Below are 22,159 nucleotides of genomic sequence, written 5' to 3'. Positions count from 1 at the left end.
TACACTATAGGAGGAAAAAACTTTGTACTGCAGGAGGTTACATTAAAATAACAACGATCATATGTTGCCTATATTATTGTGCTTTTAAAAATAATTTCAATACATGAGGAGATAATATATGAAAAAATCAGTTGTGAAATCTTTAGCGGTCTTTCTGGTTTTGATAGCATTAACGTTTAGCACTATTGGATCTACTCCTGCCCATGCCGCTACCACTTGGGTTGTGACTAGCCTTGCGGATGATGGCAGTGATATTACTGGTGCATGCCCTGATGCTACGGCATGCCGACTGCGACGCGCTGTGGCTTTGGCATCAGACGGCGATACCATTACTTTTGCATCAAGCCTTTCTGGACAGACGATTTACCTGGCTGCTGATTTAACCCTCTCTAAAAATTTAACGATTGATGGTTCTTCTCTGGCATCACAAATTTCGATAAGCGGTGATACTGGTAACAATGGGGGAGCTGATGTACGAGTGTTCACTATCAATTCTGGGATTATAGCCAATTTGAATAACCTGATAATTACGAAAGGGAAATCCCCTGCGTTTGGCGGTGGTGGCATCTTGAATTATGGAACATTGACGGTTAACAACAGTACAATTTCGGGCAGTAGCGGTACTGGAAATGGCGGTGGTGGTATTCTAAATTGGGGTGGTATGTTAATAGTTACGAATAGTTCCATAATAAATAATCCGGTAGGCGGCGGTATTATCAGCTATAACGCTATTGCGACAATATCAAACAGCACGATATCTGGTAACTCTACGACAACCTACGCTTCCGGGGGAGGTATTTGGAACTATGGAGCAATGACGATCACTGATAGCACCATCTCCAACAATGTCGCAACATCTGCTTCAGGCGGCGGTATTTATAATAATAGCGGTGTCTTAATAATTGATAGTAGTGTCATTGCAACTAACACTGCTGGAAATCCAGGTGGAGGCATCTATAACCTTGGCACGTTAACAGTGTCTGATACAACTTTTTCTGGCAATTCAGGTACCAGGGGCGGCGGTTTATACTCTGGTGCTAGCGGTACAATGACTGTAAAAAATAGCACGTTTTCAAATAACATAGCTACTTTGGAAGGAGGTGGGGTTTATTCACAGAGTGGAAATGCTTCCATCATAGCAAACAACACTTTCTTTGGTAATTCTGCGTCATCAAATGGCGGAGGTGTTTACATTGGTAATACACTAAGTATAGTTAATAGTACTTTTTCAAATAACTCTGCTTCCTCAGGAGGTGGTTTATATAATACCAGTACATTGAATTATGCTAATAATATTGTTGCTAATTCAACCTCTGGTGGAGATTGTGTTCAAGTTGTTGGCAGTATCGGTACGAATAAGAACAATTTGGTTGAAGATGCATCGTGTTCGGCTTCCTTGAGCGGAGATCCCAACCTTGGTTCGCTCGCAGATAATGGCGGCCCTACACAAACAATAGCATTAATCACAGGCTCTCCTGCAATTGATGTAGGAGATACAGCCACTTGTTCTGCGGCTCCGGTTAATAATTTAGATCAACGTGGTGTTACTCGCCCACAAGGCGCTCAATGCGATGTTGGGGCATATGAAGGCTCAATCACTTCAGGTACTACCTTTGTGGATGTGCCGACTACACATCCTTTATATAAGTATATTCAAGCTCTGTACGATGCGGGCTACACCGCAGGCTGCTCCAGCAGCCCGATGATGTTCTGCCCCGATACGATTTTGGACCGTGCGCAATCCGCCGTATTCATGCTGCGCGGACAAATGGGCTCTGGCTATACCCCGCCAGCCGTCACAGGCATCTTTGGCGACAACTGGACTGGTTTCGAATGGGCGCAGCCGTGGGCGGAAGGTATGTATCAGGAAGGCCTGACCACAGGCTGCCAGAGTAGTCCGTTGCTGTTTTGCCCCGCGAATCAACTTCCGCGTGTGGAGGCCAGCATCTTTGGTCTGCGCATGAAATATGGCGTGGGCTACGCTCCTCCCGCCGCGAGTGGAACTTTGTTTGCAGACTTCCCGTCTAGTGACCCGAGCTACTGGGGAATTGATTGGGCCGAGCAAGCTTATCTGGATGGCTTGCTCCCCGCATGCGGCACAGACAGCGTTACTGGCAAACCGATGTTCTGCCCAAGTGAATTGGTGGATCGTGGCTGGGGCGCGTACTTGATCGTCAAAGCCAAGAATTTGCCCACACCGTAATTTTCAGGAGTGAAAAATGACAGTCGCCTTTATGGATTGGGCGGCTGTCATTTTTGGATTTGCGTTGTTCCCATGAACTTTAAATACGCGGCGGCGTCTATAGCATGGAGGAATCCATGAAATCAACCATTGAACTGACACTTGTACTGGGAATGGTCTTGACCACCTGCCAATCGAATCCCACCTTTGTTGACACATCGCCTCTTTCTTCCCCTCAGCCTGCTGACACCTTCGACGGGACTCTCTCCACCCCTCAAATTGCTCTTACACATTCCTCTACGCAGGAGATTGCCGTGCAGGCATCCCGGAATGACTTGAGCCGGCGATTGAATATCAATGCCGATCAGATCACAGTAGTGAATGTTACAGAGGTAACGTGGTCTGATACCAGTCTGGGTTGCCCGCAACCGGGCATGGTCTATGCCCAGGTACTGACACCCGGCTACATGATACAGTTGAAAGCGAATGAAAGGATCTATACCTATCAATCTGACACGAAGGGAAACGTTGCGGAATGCGGCGGGCCTGAATTTCCGGTCACGCCGGGAGAAATCCAGGACGGACAACCTTGGATGCCTGTTCCATGACGATGACAAAATAAAAAGAGCCTGCCTCACACGAGGCAGGCTCAATGTTACAGAAGCAGGCTACTTCTTTGGTCCCTTGTTTGTATATGTGAAGTCGTATGTATAGGGAGCATAGGATGTGGTGCCTTCCGGCGCATCGAAGGTAACCAGCATGGCAACCTTGGTGGACCACTTCAACACCTTGTTCAGTTCGAAGAGGCCCTGTTCGGTTACGTGGTTCAACTTCATGCTGACCACCTTGTACTCATTCCCCTTTCCAACAGTCTTCATGCCGATAAAGGTTACGGTGTAATCATTGTTAACCGGCAGATAGTAGGTGAGATCATGGAAAGCCGCGGTGTTTGAGCCGTCGGAGATCAGCGTACCATCCACATAGACGTTGTCTATGAACCAACCGTCATAGTAGGTTCCCCAATCGGTTACATAGCGGAATGCAACCAGAATATTCTGGCCGTCGTACGCGCTTAGATCATAAGACATGTTAACCCATGTGCCGCTCCAGCCGGTGAGGCCGGGCAGGTTGGCAATGACGGTTGGATGAGCATTGGGGTCATGATCGGAGGTGGTATAGGCGTTGGCGAGGCTTGCCCAGGTGTATCCGCCGTCGGTTGAGACCTGAACGAAGCCATAATCCCAAAGCTCTTCGGTATCGTAGTAAGTATCGAAGGTCAATGTACCGCCGCCCGTCGTTTCAAAGATGGCCCAATTATCCAGCAAATCGCCCGCACCGCCCCATATCACAGCGCCGTCTGATGTCCAGCCGGTTGGGAATGTGCTATAAGCGATCCCGTTAAAAGTGAATTTGCCAAGAGCCTTGGGGTCGCCGTTGACCCAAATGTAATCGGTGCCCCATGGCGGCGCGCCGGGGGTATTGAAGGCTTCGAGATTTGGCGCGGCTGGTGTGCCGATATTCAGTGGCGCAAAGTAATAGCTCAGTTTTGGATCGACATTATAGAATTGATAGAGCCCGCCGCCGGGGTTCTTTGAGTTAATCAACATTGCCACGGACCAATCGTGGAAAATGTCGGCGAAACTCTTTTGAATGTTGAATGCGGCCAGTGTGGAGTTGATACCGCTGATCCCATTGCCCTCATCATGGAATAGAGCTTGGGTGAACGGCTTGCCATATTTCTCCAGGAGATAATACTGGAACAAGTAAGCCTGACCATAATCGGTCAATATCTCCAGATCGCCCTGGTCGCCCCAAACCGTTAGCGAATTCTCGGGCCTGGCCGCGGCGGCATCCACATGACCCTGGACAGCGATACCGTACCCGGTCAGATACTCGGCGAGATTCGACATGCCTTCATTGATGAAATTCTCCTCATCCGAGTCGTAGTCACTGTGCAGCAGGTGTTGATATTCATGGGCAAAGACGCCTTCATAAAGATAGGGTCGTGTGCCGTTTGGCCCGGTGCGATTGACCCAATCGTAGGCATCAATTGTCATCACATTGCGGTCAAAATAGGCTTCATAAGAAGGTGAGTAGAACCCTGCGATGTAGATGGGGTAATTCGGATCGAAATAATTCTCATCGCGGACGTTTGAAACCAACACCACCTGGCGGCCAGCCGTATCGGAGTAGTATCCGGGCGGGAAATATCCCCAGGCTTCAAGCAGGGAATATGCCCCATCATGTGCGGCGGGCATTCCGAAGAAGGATGTCTCCTTCGGATACATATTGTTCTCAAACTGTCCAAGCATATACTGGGCTTGTTCACAAGTAATTTCTGGGGTAGGGCGCGGATCACCCGCAGGCCATGCCAAACTGCTTTGCACCCAAATTTGAGCCAGCGGTCCCTCGGCTACGAGATAATAGTTCGTAAATCCATAGGCGCCTGTCACACTGTTTAATCGCATCCAGGTCTTGGTAGCCAGGACGCAACTCGTATAAGGCGTATTGCTCGAAAAGCCCGCCTCTTTTGCCGCATCTTCCGGTGTGTTGCTGATGATATCTGGGGTTGCTGGCATTTCACGGATGACCGGGCCGGCATCCATCGGGCTGTAGTCGATTGGTTTGGGCGCGGCAGATGCAGTTCCGGGCATGACGGCGATCGTCAATGCTAGTATGCCGATAACGGCAAGGATCTTTCTGTTCATCAGATTCTCCTTATGTATATATATTTGAACAAAAACGATATCCCTTGCATAGAAGCGGTTTATTTCTTCGTTTCACCTCCGTGATGGTTGTAAATGGAAATTAAAAACTGCCGAAGTAAAAACCTTTCGGCAGTCTGGCGGTCTATACGTGTAGACCCATGACTTTGCGTCCCCATCTCGCGATGGGTTTGCCATTTCGAGGCGAATCCCTACCTCTCAAGCAAATGCAAAATAACTCTAAATGTGTTTTTATATTACAAGGTTTGGACGGTAATTTCAAGTGATAATTTGCAATGTTTCCGGCAGCGCCTGATCTCTGATTACAGCGAGGTTTTGTATCTATTTCGATAATGATTGTCGCAATGATGCAATTCCGCGTGTAGTGAGTGGAGGTTGGATATTTTCTTAACTGCGCAACCTGTGGTCAATTGCGGCTGGGGTGCGTACTTGATCGTCAAAGCCAAGAATTTACCGACACCGTAATTCGAAAAATCAAAATATCTGTACTGGCAGGAGCCGTGAGTCGTTCTCACGGCTCCTGTTGTTAGTCGTCTGTTTTCGGTGGGGATTGTGTACCTATGAGCCAATACCGCCCAATCCATACTTGATATTTGATTTGATAAATCGTATAGTGATTTAAGGGCGGAAGTGAAGTTGTCACATAGTGAACCTGGGAGGGTTTCCATGTTTAATAAAAGTTTGACTCTCTTCATATTGGGCGGTTTGTTGTTGTCGTTTCTAATGAATCCAGTGATGGTTGGCGCAAGTGAAACAGGGGAAATTCCTCAATTGGTTGCCAATGGAGTGGGAGACTTTGCGCCGCTGACCGCTGGTAGTGAGATGGGACCCATTTCGGCGGGGTTGAACCATACCTGCGCACTGACTTCCTCGGGCGGGGTGGCATGTTGGGGAAATAATATGTCTCAGCAATTGGGAAATAACATGATGACTCATAGCCATGTTCCAGTAATGAGCCAACTTATCAGTGGAGCGAGCGCCATCGCAGCTGGGGGGATGCACGTCTGTGCATTGACCACGACGGGTGGGGTGCTGTGTTGGGGGGATAATAGCGCGGAGCAGTTGGGAAACATCACGCCTTTCTGGTCAACTTATGAGCCAGTGAGTGTGTTTGGGCTTTCCAGCGGGGTGAGTGCCATTGCGGCAGGACACTGGCATACTTGTGCGTTGACCACAACCGAGGGAGTGATGTGCTGGGGAAGTAATGGGGATGGTCAGTTGGGGAATAACTCAAATGTCGGCGGTTACACCCCAGTCAATGTAAGCGGACTTTCCAGCGGGGTGACTGCCATTGCTGTAGGTGGAGGGCATTCCTGCGCGTTGACTGCAACGGGCGGAGTGATGTGTTGGGGAAGTAATAGCAATGGTCAATTGGGGAATAATAACTCCAATAACCCAAGCCCAATCCCAGTCAACGTGGTTGGGCTATCCAGCGGGGTGGTTGCCATTGCTGCTGGTAGTTCTCATACTTGTGCGTTAACTGCGCTTGGAGGCATAAAATGCTGGGGTAATAATCAATTTGGACAATTGGGCAACAACACATTTGCTGATGAAAGCCTTCTGCCTGTGGATGTGGTGGGGCTTCCCAGTGGCGTGGTTTCCATTGCTACGGGAGAACATCATACCTGTGCGCTGACTTCAACTGGGGGGATGATGTGCTGGGGCGATAATGACAATGGACAATTGGGAAATAATTCATTGACCGTCAGTGCTGTTCCGGTGAATGTATCTGGTTTATCGAGTGGAGTTAGTTACATGACAGGAGCACGTTGGCATACCTGCGCGCTGACCTCAGACGGCGGAGGCATGTGTTGGGGGGCGAATGACTTTGGTCAATTGGGGGATGGAACAGATATCAGAAGCCTTATCCCAGTGTATATATCAGGTATGGCTCCTGTTCCCACCATATTCACAGATGTACCATCCACGTATTGGGCGTGGGAATATATCGAGCGATTGTATAACGCCGGCATCACCAGCGGATGCAGTGCCTCTCCGATGATGTATTGCCCGAGTCAACTGTCACCCGCGCCCAAATGGCCATCTTCATTTTGCGCGGCGTGCACGGGAGTTCCTATATTCCTCCAGCCGCAACTGGAACTGTCTTCACGGATGTCCCACTCGGTTCCTTCGCCGCAGATTGGATCGAACAACTTGCGTCAGAGGGAGTCACTGCTGGATGTGGCGGTGGAAACTATTGCCCGGATGCAACCATCACCCGCGCCCAAATGGCGATCTTCCTTTTGCGTGGTGAACATGGAAGTTCTTATGCTCCTCCTGTTGCAACAGGAACGGTTTTTGGGGATGTTCCGCTTGGTTCCTTTGCAGATGCATGGATCGAGCAACTCGCGGCCGAAGGTGTCACCAGCGGATGCGGCGGCGGCAACTATTGTCCTGATGCCAATGTGACACGCGCTGAAATGGCCGTCTTTTTAGTCAGAGCATTTAGTTTGCCGTAACAAATGAACTTGAAGCAAAAAGAGCCGCGAGATTCTCGCGGCTCTTTCTTTTTACCTATTACCTATTCACTCAAACTTCCTACAACCCCGCAGCCTTCTTCAGAGCCTCAGCCTTATCGGTGCGTTCCCAGGGGAATTCGATATCATCGCGGCCGAAGTGGCCATAAGCGGCGGTCTTGCGATAGATCGGGCGGCGCAGGTCAAGGTCACGGATGATTGCGCCCGGGCGCAGATCAAAATATTCGCTGACGAGTGCCGAGATCTTTTCATCTGCAATCTTGGCGGTGCCAAACGTTTCAACATTCACCGAAAGCGGATGAGCCACACCGATCGCATACGCCACCTGCACTTCAACGCGATCAGCCAGACCAGCGGCGACAATGTTCTTCGCCACATAGCGGGCCGCATACGCGGCGGAGCGATCCACCTTCGTGGGGTCTTTCCCGGAGAAAGCACCGCCGCCATGACGGCCCATGCCGCCGTAGGTATCGACGATGATCTTGCGTCCAGTCACGCCTGCATCACCCATTGGGCCGCCGATCACGAAACGACCGGTCGGGTTGATGAAGACTTTCAAGTTTTTATCAACCAAGCCTTCGGGCAGGGTCGGGTAAATGATGTGCTCGCTGACGAGTTCCATGATCTCAGATTGTGAGATCTCAGGCGCGTGCTGTGTGGAAATCAAAACAGTATCAATGCGCTTCGGTTTGCCATTGGAATATTCCACGGTTACCTGACTCTTGCCATCGGGGCGCAGCCAGGGGAGCACGCCGCTCTTGCGTTGTTCGCTCAAACGGCGCGATAATTTGTGCGCCATATAGATCGGCATCGGCATCAAGGTCGGAGTCTCATTGCAGGCAAAACCAAACATCATGCCCTGATCGCCCGCACCCACATGCTCAATACCAACGTCCTTCATCTCACCGCTTTTATCTTCCATCGCGTGATCCACGCCCAGCGCAATATCGGCGCTCTGGCTGGCCACGGCTGAAAGCACGGCGCAGGTATTGCCGTCAAAACCTTTATCGCTGCTGTCATAGCCGATCTCATTCACCACCTTGCGAACGAGTTCATCGAAGTTCACATAAGCGCTGGTGGTGATTTCACCCAGGAGTGCCACGAAACCCGTCTTGACAGCGGTCTCGCAAGCCACACGTGACATCGGATCCTGCTCGAGGCACGCATCCAAAACTGCATCCGAGATTTGATCGCAGATCTTATCAGGATGCCCTTCGGTCACCGATTCTGATGTGAACATCAGGCTGGGTGAAGACATGAAAGTATTACTCATTTTTTGTTTCTCCTTAAAAATATATTGCCCTTTCGACGTGAAAGGGCAATCGCATAAAGCTTATCTACCCTCTCATCTCCCAGAAATCTTCTGTCGGATTTGGCACCATATTCAACTTTCGCTGACTGGTTGTCGAGGCATCGCAGGGCCGTTCCCTCCGCCTCTCTGGATAAGAGCGCCGTATTGGGGCTATTGAATTGTGTCGCGATAATATCATAGATGACTTGCAGCGTAAAGATAAAAATGTTCAGGAAGATGAAAAACCGCTTCGCGCTTAACCGAAACTTGATTCTGTTTTAATCAGCACGCACGCACCTGAAGCCGATCTTCACCGAACTGCGGCCATAATATTCAGCCTCTCCCGGAAAAGCCGATGGGTCTGGACCCGTTTCATATCCGCGATTCGACACGCGTAGATTAAAAAGATTATCCTGAAACGAACCGCCGCGGATCACGCGCAGAAAATTCAACCCGCCGTTATCAGGTCCCAGCGGATTTGTACTTGGAGATTCTGTGTAGTAGCGGCCGCTATAATAATCTGCCACCCACTCCCACACATTGCCAGCCATATCCAGCACCCCAAACGGACTTGCTCCTGCAGGATACGAACCCACACGCGTTACATCGCCGACGATGTTATTTGCATTCGAATTCAATTCATTCGGAGGTTCGCCGCCCCATGGATAGGTTCGCAGGTCATCGCCGCGCGCGGCGCGTTCCCATTCCGCTTCGGTGGGCAGTCTGCGCCCCGCCCATTGACAGTAGGCATTCGCATCGAACCAGGTCACCTGAATGACGGGGTAATCCTGAAATTCGGCGTTGCCGAAATAATCTCCGCGATTATCCGAGTTGAGTTTGACGGGCAATCTGCATACGCCCGCCTGCACGCACAAGTTGTACATGCCGTTGGTCACTTCCACCTGATCCATCCAAAACGCGGCGAGTGTCACATCGTGCGCGGGGATTTCGTCATTTTCGAGCAGCACATCCAGCCCGCCCATTTTCACCGTCCCAGCAGGGATGAAGAGTTGGGTCATGCCGTCGGTGGGGGAGACTTTCATGGTTTCAGGCGTGGCAGTCAGCACAGGCGTGGACGTAGCCTCAGGAGTTGCTGTAAATGGAATCACTGTCGGCACAGGTGTATCCGATGGAATCAGGGTGACTGTTGCCGCAGGAGCAAGTGTGGGAGTGCTTTGACAGGCGGTGAGCAAGAGAATGAAAAGGAGGAGTGTTTTCTTCATTGAAGTTATTTTATTCAGCATATTTGGAGTGCGGACTTTAGCCCGCAATCCAGGTTGATGAATTGTTATTGAATCAAATCGATGGCGTTCTGTGCCTGATCTTCAAAAAAGTTGGGATTGATCTGGTCTGCTTTTTGCCAGGCTTTGAGCGCTCCGTCGTAATCGCCGTTGCGGTACAGACCGTATCCATACCACAGCCAGGCTTCTTCAGACATTTCCGTCACGCCTCGCGCGTAATCTGTCAGCACGAGCAGGTCTTCATTGCGATTGGAATGAAAATAAGCAAGGAACGGACCGAACTGATAGCGGAACATCCGCAATGGCAGACCGATCTCGCGTGCCTTGTCGTAGGCTTGTGCTGCTTCTTCGTAGCGGTCAAAATAAACGAGGTTACTGCCGAGATTGAACCACGCAAATGCGTCGGTGGGGTTTTGGGCGATGTCTGTTTCAGACGCAGATAATGCCAATTGCCGATTCAGGCTCGGGTCCCAGTTGGAAGCGAGCAGGCTCTTCATCTCATCCTCGAATTGCGGAAAGTAGATCACGATGTACAGGTTGTTGAACGGTTTCCATTCCTTTTCAAGTTGGGAATAGGAAATGCTCAGGTCGGCGCCGTGATAGGAATCTTGAATGGTGAAGGTTTGTGCGGCATCATCGTAGCCTGTGAGCAGAAGATAGTGCGCGGCCCATAAGTCATCGTTCGGGCCAAGCGCGTCGTTCGGGTCAAGCGATGTGACGCTTTCCACCATGACAGGATAATTTGCAGCAATCAATCGCTTAAGGGTTTCGATGCTTCCACCCACGCGATACTCCATGTTGAGCCAGCCCGCCTGTGTGCGGACGTAATATCGAAGTTCTTCGGGGTTGACGTTTCGATCCTGCAAAATGGGTTTGATCACGTTCGCGATGTCAGCCTGATTGCCTTCCCAGCCGTAGATATGCAAAGCCATCGAAAGTGTCGCGGGTCCGCAGTTATTTGGTGTTTGCTGTTCGAACGGCGGTGATGCGATTGATGCCTGTGCGGGCAGCGGCGCAAAAGTTGCCGTGGGCGTGATGGATGGAGTGAGGTCGATCATGGGTGTGGACGTGGCGGTTATGACGACAGTCGGTGTGATGGGGTGGGGTGTAACGGGTAAAGCGGTTGGCACAGGGCCGACTGGATCGAACACGTTCCTTGTGTAGATCATGAATTTTTCGATGCGCCACGAAAGAACCGATTTGATATATGGAATTTGGTAAACCAAAACAGCCAGCAGAAGCAAGCCTGCCAGCCCAATAATAATGTTTCGAATACGTTTGGACATCATGCGAGTCTACCACGCGTTCATGAATGGGAATTTAATTTTAGAATGGGCGAATTTTCCGAATATTCTCCTGTTGGTAAGAAAACAAAAAACGACCTTGTCCTAAAATCGCATTTTTGACTTGACGCTCTCCCATCTCACAATTATGATGAATTTCACATTATGAAAAATACGACACTTATGACCCTTGATCCTGAAAAATTACGTGCTGCCATGCGTGCCTGGTCGGCTGGTGTGACGGTGGTGACGGCCGTGCACGAAGGTCACAAACACGGCATGACCGTGAACTCGTTTACGTCCATTTCGTTGGAACCCGCCATGATCACCATTTCCCTGCGAGTATCCACACGCACGCATGAACTGGTATCCAAATCTGGCGCTTTTGGCCTGACGATCCTTTCGGCGGAACAATCTGATATTTCGAATCTTTTTTCGGGACAGGTGGCTGGTGCTGAAGACCGTTTTGCAAACCTGAAAACGGAAACGATGGTGACAGGTTCACCTTTGATCGCAGGTGGCCTGGCTTGGATGGATTGCCGTGTGGTTCAAACTTTCGATGCGGGCATGAATACGCTTTTCATTGCCGAGGTACTCGCCGCGCACGAAGCGAACGATGGGCCGCCGCTGATCTATCACAACCGCAAATATTGGAATTTGTCCGAAATATAAATTGAGACCCTAAAGGTTTGGAAAACTTTTAGGGTCTGTTTATGGGAGGCTTCCGTGACAGATCAATTGACCGATGGGGAAAAGCAAATCTTGCTGCGCCTTGCGCGCGAGGCAATGGAACATGCTGTGCGGGGAAAGATTTTTCCGCCTTTGGATGTTGAATCCCTCACACCGCGATTGCGCGAAAATGGTGCAACCTTTGTCACACTTACGGTCCACGGTAATTTACGCGGCTGCATCGGCGCGATCGAAGCGTATCAACCTTTGGTTGATGATGTGCGCGAACACGCTGCCGCTGCCGCACTTGAAGACCCGCGTTTTCGTCCCGTAACTGAAAATGAATTAAGCAGGATCAAGCTGGAGGTGTCGCGATTGACCGTTCCTCATCCGCTGGAATATTCTTCGGGCGAAGAACTGCCTGCGAAGCTGCGTCCGCATGTGGATGGAGTCATCTTGAAGGATGAGTTTCGCCGCGCCACTTTCCTCCCGCAGGTTTGGGAGCAGATCCCCGACCCCGAAGATTTCCTTGACCATTTGTGCGCCAAGATGGGTGCGAGGCGTGATCTGTGGCGAAAGACAAAATTGCAAGTTTATACATATCAGGTCGAAGAATTCCATGAAATGAATTAGAATCCAGCCATGGCTGAAGACCGACCCGACGACACCATGTTCCAGGATGCAGTGGAAGCTCTGCGGCGCGGAGACAAAACGCGCGCCAAAGAGTTGATCACGCTTCTTTTGAAAGCGGATCAGAATAACCCGACCTATTGGATCTGGCTCAGCGCCGCAGTGGATAACACCAAAGAACGCATTTACTGCCTGCAAACAGCGTTCAAACTGGACCCTGAAAATGGTACGGCGAAACGCGGCTTGATCCTGCTCGGGGCATTGGCTCCCGATGAAAGCATTCAGCCATTCCCCATGAACCGTCCGCGGGCGTGGGAGGAAAAACTTTTACTTGCAAATGAAAAGCCGAAGGAGCGGGGCTTCAAGGCTTTGGCGAAGAGTCCGATCACACGATTGGCTTTTGTATTGCTCATCGGCGCCGGGCTGGTCTCTGCAGTGATCTTTGGCCTCATCCTGCCGCGCCGCTCGAATGTGCGTCCCACCGAAACGAACACACCTGGCCCGTCACCGACTTTCACCACCACACCGACCTTGTTTGGGGCAACAGCGCCCCCGACCAAGGCAGTGCTTGGCCCCACACCATTGTCGTATTTCCTTCCTCAAACTTATACACCCACTGCAGTTTACGTCAACACACCGCGGGCGGCGCAGTCAGGCGATCAATACCGCCTGGCGCTGGCCGCGTATGCTGAAGAAAACTGGGACGAATACATCTCCAACATGCAGATCATCGCTTCGCTGGAACCCGATGCCGCCGATGTGCCCTACCTGATCGGCGATGCCTATCGTTTCAAAGGTGACGCTGACAGTGCTCTGGATTTCTATAATGAAGCCTTGAAGATCAATGAGGATTTTGGCCCTGCCTATCTGGGTTTGGCGCGTGCCAGATTGCTGGATAATCCCAAAGCAAATGTGGATGCTCTTTTCGAGCAAGCCATTGAACTCGATCCCGATTTTGGCGAAGTGTATCTTGAGCGGGCGCGTTACAACATCAACAACAACGACCCCGAAGCCGCCATTGTTGACCTAGACCGCGCGGATAGACTTATTCCTAATTCACCCACTGTGTACATGACCTATGCCGATGCCTATCTGGCATTGGATGACAAGAAGAGCGCGTTGGAAGCCGCCGAAACGGCTTATTCGCTGGATATCACCAATCTGGATGTGTATAAACTGCTCGGTAAATTACATATTGAAAGCGGCGAATACGAACGCGCTATTGAAGCTTTGGATGTGTACGCGGTCTATGAAACCGAAGATGATCAGGTTTTTGGTTTGCTTGGACAAGCCTATTATGAAATGGGAAATTACGAAGTTGCGACAAATAACTTCGACAGGGCAGAGGCACTCAATAAGAACGGCATTCGGAAGTTCCTTGTTTATAAGGGCCTTGCGAACCTCGAATTGAATAACCTTGATAAAGCCGTTGAAGACCTCGAAAAAGCCGCCAGTGCAGACGATACTTCTTTTGTGATCAATCTCGGTTTGCTGCGCGCATATTATTTGCAGGAGAAATTTGGCAGTGCTTTCCAGAAAGCGGAGGCGCTCAGGTCACTGGCTGAGACGGATGAAGAAACTGCGCTGATGTTGTACTGGCATGCGCTGGTGCAGGAGAAACGCGGCGAAGTGAAGGATGCCATCAAGGATTGGCAGGCTCTGCTAAAAATGGATGCGGATGTGATGACAGAGAAAATGCGCTCAGATGCGGAATTGCATCTGAGGACAATGGTCACGCCGACGAATACGTCCAAGCCTGGCACAAAGACCGCCACACCAAGAACACCCACTCCGAGAAGCGGCACGGTGACTCCCACACCGAAGGGTGGAACGGGTACGCCTACGCCGACACCGAAGTAGGTGAGTGGAAAGTAGAGAGTGGTGGGGACGTGAAAAGATGAAAGAGAGGCTCCTTTTGGGTAGCCTCTCTTTTTACTGATACCTATTTCACTGATTACTGCTTTACTGCTTTCCCCCGACATTCCGCGCATGGACATAAAGCCCGCAGATAGTGCCAGTTGTAGATTCCGTAATCGTGGCCGTCTTCCCAGACAATAGTCAACGCATAGGAGCCGACTGCAACGACGTTCGCCAGCCGCGTGGAGGAGGTATCTTCCATTTTGCGGCTGAACACCTCGGCATCGGGTTCCGATTTCATGTTCTCATGTCCGCCGCGGCAGGAGGCGCATGGACAGGCCGCGCGTAACAGCCCAAAAGGATAAACGCTTGTGTGGTTATCATCCCAAGTGACGGTAAATTCTTTCTTGCTTTTGTTGGCGGTGACGCCTGTTGGTTTTTCAGACATATCATTCCTTTTCATTATTGAGACCCTAAGGGTTTTCAAAACCTTTAGGGTTTTTGTGAGTGTTTACGGCGAAGGGACGACGGTGAGAAATTCTGCGGCAGCCCAGCCTGCGCGGTTTTCGTCATAGGGTGCGACGAGATACCACCATGTATATCCATCCGCGGTCTGCGGGCCATCGCGGACGAGGAACACTTCCGATTCGCCGCCGAAGAAGACCGTATCGCCTGTCAGCCCCGCAATCGAGCGGATGCGTAAGCCTTCGCCTTCGGTTCCACTGATCTGCACATAGGCGCCGATGCCGATCGCTCCTGGGGCAAGAGTTGGGGTGACGAGGCTTGGGTCAAGGGTTGGTGCGATGGTGACGTTGGGGGTGTGTGTCGGGGCGGGGATCATCGTCAGATCGGCAGGAGCAAACCCAACGTCAGGGGTGAAGCGCGGAGAGGTCCAGCCGATGATGATCAGCGTAATGATGAGCAAAATCCCTGCAACTGCGATTGCACCAAAGACCGTCCAACGATTGAGGTATGGTTTCAAATCCATTTGTTTAACTCTTGTTTGGGTTTTTCAATAAATATAACGCGTCTTTTGGCATGAGGATTTTCAGCGCGCGATGTTTGATGTTGATATCGGCATGGGAACTGCCGAGGGCTGGATCGCCATCCACTTGAATGGAGAAGGCCGCATCTGATTCTACCCGCGCGGTGTGAAATGGCAAGCGCCGCGCCTGATCGGAGGTGAGGTGACGGCCTGCAACGAGATCAAAAAAATGACGCAGCGCATCGGCGACGCTGTTGCCGCTGAGAAGCCACATATCCATTTCGTTGTCGTCGAGTAATGCCTCGGGTGAAAGTACCGACATGCCGCCCGCATAATGGCGGATGTTGGTTGCGACCGCCACAAGATAATGACCTTCCACCAATTGACCATCCGTCCACACGCGCAGATCGAGGCCATGCCAGAAGGTGGCTTCCCAAACGGTGGTGGCGAAAAAATGCGGAACGGAGATATGTTTGAAAAAACGATGGCGTGGTTCGATCTTGTTGATTGTATGTGCATCCAAACCAACGCCCGCCCACAACAAAAACGGATGGTCGTTGCACATGCCCACATCCACTTGCTGCACATCTACATTGGCGAGCAATTTGGCATTCTCGCGTAATGACCACCAGTTGAACCAGCTAAACGGTTTTTGTCCCTGCTCGATGGCCCAGACGTTGGTTGTGCCTGCGGGGAGAACAGCGAGGGCGGTATCTGAATCCAACAATCCGCTGGCAACCTGACCCACCGTCCCATCGCCGCCGATGGCGAAGACCGCATCATATTTTTCTGTGGCGGCTTGATGCGCGGTCTGGGTTGCGTGCGTGCCGCTGAGAGTCTCGGCGATTTCGATGCTCCAGCCTGCTTCTTTGAGTGGATGAATGATTCCGCGCACGTAACGTCTCACAGGGTAGCGTCCCGCGGCTGGATTGTAGAGGAGAAGTCCCTTTCGCATGGAGAGGATTATACCTGAGGGGATTCTGCCTTAAGACGTTTAAGTTCTTTAAGAACTCGGAGGTCTTGCGATATAATCCTCACCGATGACCGACGAGACCCTTCTCAACGACCGTTATCAATTGCTTGAAAGGCTTGGCACCGGGGGCATGGCCGATGTCTTTCGTGCGCGCGATCTCATGCTGGATCGCTATGTGGCGATTAAAGTCCTGCGCAAGGATTATTCGACCAACGAAGAATTCCAGAAGCATTTCCGCATGGAAGCGCGTTCGGCTGCGAATCTTTCGCACCCCAACATCGTCACCGTGCATGACTTTGGCTTTGCAGATGACCTGCTCTACATCGTCATGGAATACATCCCCGGCAAAGACCTCAAGCAACTCATCCGCGAACGTGGCCGTTTTTCAGTAGAGACGGGCATTCCGCTCATTATCCAGGCTTGTGCGGGGTTGGGATATGCCCACCGTGCTGGCCTTGTCCATTGTGATGTCAAACCGCACAACATGCTGGTCTCGCCCGATAACCGTCTCAAAGTAACGGACTTCGGCATCGCCCGCGCCCTCGCCACCATGACACCCGGCGAACGCACCGACATCGTTTGGGGGTCGCCGCTTTATTTTGCGCCCGAGCAGGCTCAAGGTGAGCCCCCTTCGCCCGCATCCGATGTGTATTCCATCGGTGTCGTCATGTATGAGTTGCTGTGCGGCACGCCGCCGTTCGTTGCATCCACTTCTGATGAATTGGCGCGTTTGCATATTTCTGCCCGTCCGATTCCAATCCGCGAATATATTCCCGATATCCCGACCGCGCTCGAAGAGATCATTATGAAGGTGCTCTCCAAAGAGCCTGCCGCGCGATATCGCACCGCCGATCAATTGGGACGCGTTCTTCTCAAATTTGGCACCCAGCCCGATGCTCCCACACCAACGCCTGTGCCAGTTCAAGCACCTGTCATCGCCGTTTCTCCAGAAATTTCGGATAAACTCCCGACCAGGGATTCTCCGCCGCTTCGAGAGGCCACTGCTCCCAGGCAGTACACTCAACCCGCGCCCGCGCCTCAAGACGTCCCCGAGCCTGATGCTGCCTTCGAAGAAATTGACTGGGTCTTTTGGGGACTCGCCCTATTTGCCGTACTCACCGTCGGCGGACTGATTCCATTTTGGATGATGGTTTATTTTGCCTACAATCCCCCTGTTCGATAGTTGATTTCGCATTGCGCATTGTCAAAGTACAACAATCTCATGAATAAATTCCTCCTCGCCCCCTCCATCATTGCCGCTGATTTCACCCATATCGCAGATGAGATCGCCGCCTGCGAATCTGCTGGCGCCGATTGGCTCCATGTCGATGTGATGGATGGCCATTTTGTCCCCACCATTACCGTTGGTCCGCTTTTTACCGAAGCCTGCAAACGAGCCACCAAACTTCCCATTGATGTCCACTTAATGATTTCGGAACCAGAGAAGTATTTGGAAGCTTTTGCCAAAGCGGGCGCGAACAATATCACCGTCCACGTGGAAACCTGTCCTGATTTGACTGGAACCGTGAAGAAGATAAAGTCACTGGGCTGCACTGCGGGCATTACACTCAATCCTGCCACCCCCGCCTCTGCATTGGATTCTGCTTTGCCGTTTGCCGACCTTGTTTTGGTGATGAGCGTGGTGCCTGGTTATTCCGGTCAGGTGTTTATGCCCGAAATGATCGGCAAGGCGGAGGAGATCCGCAATAAATTAAATGCCCTGCGTTCCAAAGCTCATTTGGAAGTAGATGGTGGCATGTCTGAAAAGACGATCCCGCTCATGGTTCAGGCAGGTGCAAATGTTTTTGTGGCTGGCAATGCCGCCTTCAAACATCCTCAGGGAGTGGGGCAGGGCATCAAGGCTTTGCGTGCCAGTGTGGTTTAAAACAAAAATCACGGCCCGAAGCCGTGACCTTTGATGTGATGGAAAAACAAACTAAGCCGCAGATTTGCCGAGAGTCTTAATGCACTTGGCGCACAGCGTCTTCTTGACCAGGCGACCGTTCTCCATGACCGAAACCTTCTGGAGGTTGGGCTTAAACGTGCGGTTGGTGGCACGCAGGGAGAATGAGCGATTGTGGCCGAAGGTGGTTGCTTTACCGCAGGTGTTGCATTTAGCCATTTTGAATAGATCCTTTCAATTACAATGATTCCAATACCTGACCTGGCAACATACCACAGGGTCAGCGCCTTTACTCAAAGGCACGGGATTTTACCATATAACGCAACCTTCTTCAAGATAAGATGTTAAAATAGACACGGAAGGCTTGTCTAAACTTGGAGAAGAAGCTTTGGGAAGGTTTTATGCCCCAAAGCATGACAAACTATATCGAGGAACCTATGGGCGACGAAAAAACTACTTTGGGCGGGATCCATATTTCGCCAAACGCGGTGGCGACGATTGCATATTACGCCACCCTGCAATCCTACGGGGTGGTGGGGCTTGCTCCGAAAAACCTGGCGGATGGGATCGTATCCACCATTACCCGTGAACCTTCACGCGGAATCTCCGTCCGTTACAAGGGCGAGGATATTGATATCGACATCAATGTCGTTGTTGAATATGGGACCCGCATCAATTCAGTGGCCGAAAGTGTGGCCAACACGGTGCGTTTCCATGTGGAAAAAGCGCTTGGACTGCGCGTCAATTCTGTCAATGTGCATGTAGCCGGGCTGCGCATCAGTGACACAGATTAGGAGCCGAGAAAACTTATGGGTGTGGACACTGCGCGTTTAGAGAAATTCCGTACGCTTCGCGTGCCGATCGATGGGCAATCGCTCAAGCGCCTGATCGATGCCGGCCTGACCTGGCTGCGTACCAACAAGGAAACGGTCAATGCCTTGAACGTATTCCCTGTGCCGGATGGCGATACAGGTACGAACATGGTGCTGACCCTGCAAGCCGCATGGAATGAGGTCAAGGATTCGGGAACCCGTAATCTGGGCGAGATGGCGGCCATGGTTTCCAAAGGCGCCTTAATGGGCGCACGCGGAAATTCGGGTGTGATCACCAGTCAGATCCTGCGTGGGTTTTCGCGTGGTGTGCATGAAAAAGCCACGTTGGATGTCCAAACTTTGGTGAAGGCATTTGGCGAAGCACGTGACACAGCTTATAAGGGAGTCGTCCGCCCGGTGGAAGGGACGATCTTAACCGTCATTAAAGAAGTTGCCATCGCAACAGAGGCAGCTTTGGGGTCCGCGAAAGATGCGATAGAGATTCTCGAAGTGGCGGTCAAAGCCGCAGATGAGGCGGTCAAAAAAACGCCTGAACTGCTCCCAGTCCTCAAACAGGCAGGTGTGGTTGATTCGGGCGGCAAAGGCTTGTTCTTTATTTTGGAAGGTATGCTCAGGTATGTGTATGGTGAGTCGCTTGAAACGCCGACGATGAGCGTTCAGCCGATGTCAGCCATGAATTTGCAGGGTGCGCTGGATGAAGTGGAAGAGGGGCAGGATTACGAAGTGGTCGTGGACTTTGTGCCCACGGGAGAACTTGATCTTGGTTCATTTTATGGCCGTCTTGAAGAGATGGGTACCTCCATTCAAGTGGGTGAGGGTGAGGGCATGTACCGCATGCACATCCATGTGCCGACCGAGAACCGTTACCTGCCGATCGATTACATCATGGGCATCGGCACGGTGACGAAAGTAGCCATCGAAAATCTGCTTGCCCAAATGGACGATATTCAAAAAAGCAAACAGATTCAATTTACCACAGTGGAGCCAGGGCAGATCGCTGTGGTGGTCGTTTCGCCAGGCGCTGGCATTAGCCGCATTTTTGCAAGTTTGGGTGTGGCGGCCGTTGTGGCTGGCGGGCAAAGCATGAACCCGTCTACGCAGGATATTCTGAGCTCGTTTGAAAACCTGCCGACCGATAAAGTCATCATTTTGCCGAATAATAAAAATATCATCCTCGCAGCGAATCAAGCCAAAGAGGTGACTGTGAAACAGGTGGCCGTGGTGCCGACTCGCACCGTTCCGCAGGGACTTGCCGCCATGCTCTCGCTCATCCCAGACGGGGAACTTGATTCTGTCGCTGAGAAAATGACCAAAGCCTTGAGCGCGGTCAAGACAGGCGAGGTTACCATTGCGACCCGCACCGTGGAAATTGACGGTGTCAGCGTAAAAGATGGACAAGTCATTGCGTTACTGGATGGCAAGCTGGTTATCTCTGCTGAATCGGTGGAGCAGGGCGTGATGGAATTGCTTGAAAAAGCCGAAGCCGATCAACATGAACTCGTCAGCTTGTATTATGGTGAAGGCATGACTCATGCTGAGGCCAACCGCATCGCCGATATTATCGTAACAAAATATACATCCCTTGAAGTGGAAGTGCAGGAAGGCGGACAGCCGCACTATCAGTTCATTATCTCAATTGAATAATTGAATAAACGAAAAGAGGCGGCGCCATCATGGCGCCGCCTCTTTTCGTTTAACTTACTTTCTTTTGTAATTGACCCTCAACAAAGCGAAGGCCGCTTTTGCCATTTCAACCCCAGCCACAATGATGACAATGATTATGGCGATCGAGAATGAGAAATTGAAGATCTTCATCAGCATTTCCGCGTTGACCGAACTGTTGGGAACGCTTTGGAACGACTCGGCTGTAAAACCGAAGATATCTGGCGTGCGCAGGATAATGACAGCCAATGCAATGCTGGCGGCTTCGATAATGATCTTTGCAATACGGGTGACGGAAGTCCATATTGCACTGCGGAGCAGGTAAATATCCAGCACGATCTCGGCAAGAAAGATCGCATTGATCCACGGCATGAATTTGAAGAATTCAACCGAGAACATGGGAATAAAGAATGCCTTTTCTTCAGTAAAGTAGGACATGCCGAGGATCTCAGGGAATAGATTCAAAATGGCGAGTCCTACGAAAGTAAAGACGATTTCGGCGATCAAGTCGCTGCGTTTGACCGTATCAGGGTCGGGTTCCTTGGCCAGAGAGGCGGGATCCCAGTCCTTTTCATCACTGAAATCGCCGATTTCCTTGTCTGGCAGCACGCGCTCAAGGATGACGAAGACGAGCACAATGTTGCCAAAGGCTGTAATTGCGGCCGAAACAATTCCTCCCAATCCCTTGCCGACAATGTTCACAAAATCCATGCCCATGAAAGGCGTGTCTGTTGCGGCGCGAATGCCTGTTAAAACCAACAACACAGTTACAAGGACGGGGATCACGATCTTCAACACCATCAGGAAGAATGGGAACAGGCGCGGGCCAATCAAATATGGATGTGGGTTATAGGTTGCGGCCACTTTTTGTGGCGATCCATATTCTTTTAGCAGATCGATCTCCATCGCTTCATCGCGCAGGCGTCCCGTTTGTTCGACGCGGTCTTCCAGCATATCCTCAAGCGTGGACTTCAATTCCTTTTCGATATCCTCGCGTCCTTTGAGGAGCGGCAGGTTCTTTCCAACTTCAGTTACATAGCGGTCTATTAAGTTCATTTCTTCTCCTTACGCCAGCACTTTTGCCATCACAGACACGATGCCAGCCCATTCCTTTTTCAATTTCGGAAGGATCTTTTTTCCCTCCGCGCTGATGATGTAATAGCGGCGCGGGCGAGCTTCCTCCAGCTTCCAAACCGATTCGAGCAGCCCATGCGCTTCCAGACGGCGCAGCAGCGGGTAGAGCGTTCCCTGGTCAACTTCCAGACCCTGATCTGAGAGCAGTTTGAGCAGGGAGTAGCCGTATTGCTCGCTGCTCAACTGACTGAGTACCGCCAGCACAATCACGCCGCGCCGTAATTCGAGAACAACATTTTCAAGTGATTCAGTGTTTGCCATATATCAACCTTTATTGCATTATACTGTGTGATATACACTATGTCAAGAGGAA

The 22,159-nt window shown here is 51.1% G+C and carries 20 protein-coding genes and 2 riboswitches; of the genes, 10 read left to right on the top strand and 10 right to left on the bottom strand.

Annotated elements, in window-relative coordinates; genetic code table 11:
* Positions 1-118 precede the first annotated feature (118 nt).
* Both IPI86_RS15625 and IPI86_RS15620 read left to right on the top strand, forming a co-directional pair.
* Positions 119-2,203 carry a choice-of-anchor Q domain-containing protein gene (locus IPI86_RS15625; protein WP_345298942.1) on the top strand — a complete coding sequence of 695 codons (2,085 nt, stop codon included), beginning with the start codon at positions 119-121 and terminating at the stop codon, positions 2,201-2,203.
* Positions 2,204-2,319: 116 nt separating this feature from the next.
* Entirely contained in the window at positions 2,320-2,790 is a 471-nt protein-coding gene (locus IPI86_RS15620) for a hypothetical protein (RefSeq protein ID WP_345298941.1), read from the top strand.
* A gap of 60 nt (positions 2,791-2,850) precedes the next feature.
* On the opposite strand, the gene IPI86_RS15615 is transcribed toward IPI86_RS15620, so the two are convergent.
* Entirely contained in the window at positions 2,851-4,890 is a 2,040-nt protein-coding gene (locus tag IPI86_RS15615; RefSeq protein WP_345298940.1) for a choice-of-anchor J domain-containing protein, read from the bottom strand.
* Between the two features lie 125 nt (positions 4,891-5,015).
* A riboswitch (cyclic di-GMP riboswitch) is annotated at positions 5,016-5,093 on the bottom strand.
* A gap of 481 nt (positions 5,094-5,574) precedes the next feature.
* Between IPI86_RS15615 and IPI86_RS15610 the strand changes: the two genes are divergently transcribed.
* Positions 5,575-7,317 (top strand): S-layer homology domain-containing protein, encoded by a 1,743-nt coding sequence (locus tag IPI86_RS15610; protein WP_345298939.1) that lies wholly within the window; start codon positions 5,575-5,577, stop codon positions 7,315-7,317.
* Positions 7,318-7,446: 129 nt separating this feature from the next.
* Here the strand turns inward: IPI86_RS15610 and metK are convergent, their stop codons facing one another.
* From metK to IPI86_RS15595, 3 genes are all read right to left on the bottom strand, one after another.
* Positions 7,447-8,658 carry a methionine adenosyltransferase gene (gene metK / locus IPI86_RS15605; RefSeq protein WP_345298938.1) on the bottom strand — a complete coding sequence of 404 codons (1,212 nt, stop codon included), beginning with the start codon at positions 8,656-8,658 and terminating at the stop codon, positions 7,447-7,449.
* A 69-nt stretch (positions 8,659-8,727) separates the two neighbouring features.
* A riboswitch (SAM riboswitch) is annotated at positions 8,728-8,834 on the bottom strand.
* Between the two features lie 120 nt (positions 8,835-8,954).
* On the bottom strand, positions 8,955-9,899 hold the full coding sequence (locus IPI86_RS15600) for an SUMF1/EgtB/PvdO family nonheme iron enzyme (protein WP_345298937.1): 945 nt from the start codon (positions 9,897-9,899) through the stop codon (positions 8,955-8,957).
* Between the two features lie 65 nt (positions 9,900-9,964).
* Positions 9,965-11,206, bottom strand: a complete 1,242-nt coding sequence (locus IPI86_RS15595; protein ID WP_345298936.1) for a C39 family peptidase — start codon at positions 11,204-11,206, stop codon at positions 9,965-9,967.
* Positions 11,207-11,365: 159 nt separating this feature from the next.
* On the opposite strand from IPI86_RS15595, the gene IPI86_RS15590 reads away from it, so the two are divergent.
* Genes IPI86_RS15590 through IPI86_RS15580 form a run of 3 tightly spaced genes read left to right on the top strand, consistent with a single transcriptional unit; the run spans position 11,366 to position 14,359 of the window.
* Positions 11,366-11,872 carry a flavin reductase family protein gene (locus IPI86_RS15590; RefSeq protein ID WP_345298935.1) on the top strand — a complete coding sequence of 169 codons (507 nt, stop codon included), beginning with the start codon at positions 11,366-11,368 and terminating at the stop codon, positions 11,870-11,872.
* Between the two features lie 54 nt (positions 11,873-11,926).
* Entirely contained in the window at positions 11,927-12,502 is a 576-nt protein-coding gene (amrA, locus tag IPI86_RS15585; RefSeq protein WP_345298934.1) for an AmmeMemoRadiSam system protein A, read from the top strand.
* A 9-nt stretch (positions 12,503-12,511) separates the two neighbouring features.
* On the top strand, positions 12,512-14,359 hold the full coding sequence (locus tag IPI86_RS15580; protein WP_345298933.1) for a tetratricopeptide repeat protein: 1,848 nt from the start codon (positions 12,512-12,514) through the stop codon (positions 14,357-14,359).
* 94 nt (positions 14,360-14,453) lie between these two features.
* Here IPI86_RS15580 and IPI86_RS15575 read toward each other — a convergent pair whose 3' ends face one another.
* The 3 genes from IPI86_RS15575 to IPI86_RS15565 all read right to left on the bottom strand — a co-directional run bounded on the left by IPI86_RS15575 (position 14,454) and on the right by IPI86_RS15565 (position 16,296).
* Positions 14,454-14,804, bottom strand: coding sequence for a DUF971 domain-containing protein (locus IPI86_RS15575; protein ID WP_345298932.1), 351 nt, complete (start codon positions 14,802-14,804; stop codon positions 14,454-14,456).
* A gap of 63 nt (positions 14,805-14,867) precedes the next feature.
* Positions 14,868-15,344 carry a hypothetical protein gene (locus IPI86_RS15570; protein WP_345298931.1) on the bottom strand — a complete coding sequence of 159 codons (477 nt, stop codon included), beginning with the start codon at positions 15,342-15,344 and terminating at the stop codon, positions 14,868-14,870.
* Between the two features lie 4 nt (positions 15,345-15,348).
* Positions 15,349-16,296: a diacylglycerol kinase family protein gene (locus IPI86_RS15565; protein WP_345298930.1), complete on the bottom strand. Its 948-nt coding sequence runs from the start codon at positions 16,294-16,296 to the stop codon at positions 15,349-15,351.
* A gap of 85 nt (positions 16,297-16,381) precedes the next feature.
* Here IPI86_RS15565 and IPI86_RS15560 point away from each other — a divergent pair, with 85 nt between their 5' ends.
* On the top strand, positions 16,382-17,497 hold the full coding sequence (locus tag IPI86_RS15560; RefSeq protein ID WP_345298929.1) for a protein kinase: 1,116 nt from the start codon (positions 16,382-16,384) through the stop codon (positions 17,495-17,497).
* A 39-nt stretch (positions 17,498-17,536) separates the two neighbouring features.
* Positions 17,537-18,199 (top strand): ribulose-phosphate 3-epimerase, encoded by a 663-nt coding sequence (gene rpe / locus IPI86_RS15555; RefSeq protein WP_345298928.1) that lies wholly within the window; start codon positions 17,537-17,539, stop codon positions 18,197-18,199.
* 51 nt (positions 18,200-18,250) lie between these two features.
* On the opposite strand, the gene rpmB is transcribed toward rpe, so the two are convergent.
* The gene (gene rpmB / locus IPI86_RS15550; RefSeq protein ID WP_345298927.1) at positions 18,251-18,436 is read right to left on the bottom strand and encodes a 50S ribosomal protein L28; all 186 of its coding nucleotides are present in this window, start codon (positions 18,434-18,436) and stop codon (positions 18,251-18,253) included.
* A gap of 194 nt (positions 18,437-18,630) precedes the next feature.
* Between rpmB and IPI86_RS15545 the strand changes: the two genes are divergently transcribed.
* On the top strand, positions 18,631-19,011 hold the full coding sequence (locus IPI86_RS15545; RefSeq protein ID WP_345298926.1) for an Asp23/Gls24 family envelope stress response protein: 381 nt from the start codon (positions 18,631-18,633) through the stop codon (positions 19,009-19,011).
* Between the two features lie 15 nt (positions 19,012-19,026).
* A complete protein-coding gene (locus IPI86_RS15540; RefSeq protein ID WP_345298925.1) occupies positions 19,027-20,694 on the top strand; it encodes a DAK2 domain-containing protein in 1,668 nt (555 codons plus the stop codon).
* Positions 20,695-20,748: 54 nt separating this feature from the next.
* Here the strand turns inward: IPI86_RS15540 and IPI86_RS15535 are convergent, their stop codons facing one another.
* Both IPI86_RS15535 and IPI86_RS15530 read right to left on the bottom strand, forming a co-directional pair.
* A complete protein-coding gene (locus IPI86_RS15535) occupies positions 20,749-21,768 on the bottom strand; it encodes a hypothetical protein (protein WP_345298924.1) in 1,020 nt (339 codons plus the stop codon).
* Positions 21,769-21,777: 9 nt separating this feature from the next.
* Positions 21,778-22,107, bottom strand: a complete 330-nt coding sequence (locus IPI86_RS15530) for a helix-turn-helix transcriptional regulator (RefSeq protein WP_345298923.1) — start codon at positions 22,105-22,107, stop codon at positions 21,778-21,780.
* Positions 22,108-22,159 lie beyond the last annotated feature (52 nt).

The sequence above is a fragment of the Candidatus Villigracilis affinis genome (genome assembly GCF_016705895.1).
In the GTDB taxonomy this organism is placed as follows: domain Bacteria; phylum Chloroflexota; class Anaerolineae; order Anaerolineales; family Villigracilaceae; genus Villigracilis; species Villigracilis affinis.
The sequence above is the reverse complement of the archived record's forward strand: the minus strand, read 5'-3'. Positions and strand labels throughout refer to the sequence as shown.

What these genes read in the sequence shown, in the direction of transcription:
- rpmB (WP_345298927.1), bottom strand. Translation starts at nt 18,436, where the DNA reads ATGGCTAAATGCAACACCTGCGGTAAAGCAACCACCTTCGGCCACAAT.
- IPI86_RS15620 (WP_345298941.1), top strand. Translation starts at nt 2,320, where the DNA reads ATGAAATCAACCATTGAACTGACACTTGTACTGGGAATGGTCTTGACC.
- IPI86_RS15575 (WP_345298932.1), bottom strand. Translation starts at nt 14,804, where the DNA reads ATGTCTGAAAAACCAACAGGCGTCACCGCCAACAAAAGCAAGAAAGAA.
- IPI86_RS15625 (WP_345298942.1), top strand. Translation starts at nt 119, where the DNA reads ATGAAAAAATCAGTTGTGAAATCTTTAGCGGTCTTTCTGGTTTTGATA.
- IPI86_RS15570 (WP_345298931.1), bottom strand. Translation starts at nt 15,344, where the DNA reads ATGGATTTGAAACCATACCTCAATCGTTGGACGGTCTTTGGTGCAATC.
- IPI86_RS15615 (WP_345298940.1), bottom strand. Translation starts at nt 4,890, where the DNA reads ATGAACAGAAAGATCCTTGCCGTTATCGGCATACTAGCATTGACGATC.
- rpe (WP_345298928.1), top strand. Translation starts at nt 17,537, where the DNA reads ATGAATAAATTCCTCCTCGCCCCCTCCATCATTGCCGCTGATTTCACC.
- IPI86_RS15560 (WP_345298929.1), top strand. Translation starts at nt 16,382, where the DNA reads ATGACCGACGAGACCCTTCTCAACGACCGTTATCAATTGCTTGAAAGG.
- IPI86_RS15545 (WP_345298926.1), top strand. Translation starts at nt 18,631, where the DNA reads ATGACAAACTATATCGAGGAACCTATGGGCGACGAAAAAACTACTTTG.
- IPI86_RS15590 (WP_345298935.1), top strand. Translation starts at nt 11,366, where the DNA reads ATGAAAAATACGACACTTATGACCCTTGATCCTGAAAAATTACGTGCT.
- IPI86_RS15595 (WP_345298936.1), bottom strand. Translation starts at nt 11,206, where the DNA reads ATGATGTCCAAACGTATTCGAAACATTATTATTGGGCTGGCAGGCTTG.
- IPI86_RS15600 (WP_345298937.1), bottom strand. Translation starts at nt 9,899, where the DNA reads ATGAAGAAAACACTCCTCCTTTTCATTCTCTTGCTCACCGCCTGTCAA.
- IPI86_RS15610 (WP_345298939.1), top strand. Translation starts at nt 5,575, where the DNA reads ATGTTTAATAAAAGTTTGACTCTCTTCATATTGGGCGGTTTGTTGTTG.
- IPI86_RS15580 (WP_345298933.1), top strand. Translation starts at nt 12,512, where the DNA reads ATGGCTGAAGACCGACCCGACGACACCATGTTCCAGGATGCAGTGGAA.
- IPI86_RS15530 (WP_345298923.1), bottom strand. Translation starts at nt 22,107, where the DNA reads ATGGCAAACACTGAATCACTTGAAAATGTTGTTCTCGAATTACGGCGC.
- IPI86_RS15535 (WP_345298924.1), bottom strand. Translation starts at nt 21,768, where the DNA reads ATGAACTTAATAGACCGCTATGTAACTGAAGTTGGAAAGAACCTGCCG.
- IPI86_RS15565 (WP_345298930.1), bottom strand. Translation starts at nt 16,296, where the DNA reads ATGCGAAAGGGACTTCTCCTCTACAATCCAGCCGCGGGACGCTACCCT.
- metK (WP_345298938.1), bottom strand. Translation starts at nt 8,658, where the DNA reads ATGAGTAATACTTTCATGTCTTCACCCAGCCTGATGTTCACATCAGAA.
- IPI86_RS15540 (WP_345298925.1), top strand. Translation starts at nt 19,027, where the DNA reads ATGGGTGTGGACACTGCGCGTTTAGAGAAATTCCGTACGCTTCGCGTG.